The 2,058-nt window shown below is 59.1% G+C and carries 1 protein-coding gene; it reads left to right on the forward strand.

Annotated elements, in window-relative coordinates; all coding sequences use genetic code 11:
- Positions 1-2,058 (forward strand): beta strand repeat-containing protein (locus tag ACR0DT_RS24940; RefSeq protein ID WP_480713330.1); only part of this gene is annotated, 2,058 nt, incomplete at both ends.

The raw sequence follows: 2,058 nt of genomic DNA on the forward strand, positions 1-2,058 counted from the left end.
TGCGCCCGTTTCCGGACGTGTTGCCAGTATGGCTCTGGGGCTTGGCATCGCCATCGGGGGCGCTACAAGCGCGCATTCGCAGGTTGTGCCTGAAGGTCCGCACTGCTCTGTTTCAAGTGATGGAGTCATCATTCGCTGTGCCGGCGCTGTGTCCACTGGTGTGCTGGTGGAGAATGGCGACGGTAGCTATACCACGCTCTATATAAATAATGTCGCTGCGGATATTGCTCCTGCCCAAAATGTAGCTGGGATACGATTTACATCCAACGGGAACGTGGGCGCTGAAAGAACCAGTGGCGATATCATAATTGCCCTTGATACGACCGACAGCGAAGGCGGACCATTTTCCATCACCACGAAGGGGGCCGATGGTATTCAGGCGCTTTCCATTGCCAATGACGATGCGTATTCCAATCACGATGCGTATTCCGGCGCAGTAACGGTAACGGTGACGGGGGATATCTCTACCACGGGGGGCAATGCTGAGGGGGTTGTGGCGCATTCCGAAGCCGATGGCTATTATGACGATGCGACCTCCGGCGCAGTGACGGTGACGGTGACGGGAGATATCTCCTCCATGGGGGGCAGTGCCGAAGGGATTGTGGCGTCTTCCTTTGCCAATGGCTATTATGGCGATGCGACCTCCGGCGCAGTGACGGCAATGGTGACTGGCGATATCTCTACCACCGGGAACGGTGCCAATGGTATTCGGGCGTATTCCGATGCCGATGGCTATTATGGCGATGCGACCTCCGGCGCAGTGACGGCAATGGTGACGGGGGATATCTCCACCACGGGGGACAGTGCCGAAGGTATTCTGGCGTATTCCGACGCCGACGCCGATGGCGATGGCGACGCGACGTCTGGCGCGGTGACGGTGACGGTGACGGGCGATATCTCCACCACGGGGGACAGTGCCGAAGGTATTCTGGCGTCTTCCGACGCCGATAGCGATGGCGACGCGACGTCTGGCGCGGTGACGGTGACGGTGACGGGAGATATCTCCACCACGGGGAGCGGTGCCGAAGGTATTCTGGCGTATTCCGATGCCGATGGCGATGCTGGCGCGGTGACGGTGACGGTGATGGGCAACATCTCTACCATAGAGAGCGGTGCCGAAGGTATTCTGGCGTCTTCCGTTGCCGTTGCTGCTGGTGCGGTGACGGTGACAGTGACGGGCGATGTCTCCACCACGGGGGGCAGTGCCGAAGGTATTCTGGCGTATTCCGATGCCGATGGCGATGCTGGCGCGGTGACGGTAATGGTGACGGGCGATATCTCTACCACGGGGGACAGTGCTGAAGGTATTCAGGCGTATTCCTACGCCGATGGCGATGCTGGCGCGGTGACGGTAATGGTGACGGGTGATGTCTCCACTACGGGGAGCAATGCCCAAGGAATCCGTGCGACATCCAGTGGCGGCGCGACATCCGGCGCGGTTACGGTGAGGCATTTGCAGGGGACGATTGTTGCCGAAGGGGCTGGCTCTGACGGTATTTTTGCTCATGCGGGCAATCGCGGTTCGGTGACGGTCGAGGCGTATGGTGCCATCGAAGCCGGAAGAGCCGGGATTGTCGCCAGGCAGAATGGTGGCGACGGTTCGATCGCGATCCTGGCGGAAGACCGTGTGACTGGTGGCGATGATGGTATTTTTGTCGAACATGAAGGGGTCAGCGGTGATATCACTATTGTTGCCCAGGATGTCACAGGAACAGCCAGTGATGGCGTGTACGCGCGCCATGAGGGCGATGGCTCGATAGCAATCACGGCTACTGGCATTGTGGCGGGTGGAGATGAGGGTATTGATGTCCGCCACAATGGTGATGGTTTACTATCGGTTACAGCCAACGATGTAACCGGCGGTAATACTGGTGTTTTAGCCCGTCACTTTGGTGACGGCGCAGTTTCGGTCACGACGGCTGGAGCTGTGACGGGTGGTACTGACGGGATTAAGGCTGCCATCCTCGACACTCCCGATGAAGGTGATGGTACTCCGAGCACGAGCACGGGTTCGATCGCGATCCTGGCGGAAGACCGTGTGACTGGTGGCGATGATGG

This window comes from Ruegeria sp. BI11, from assembly GCF_056538005.1.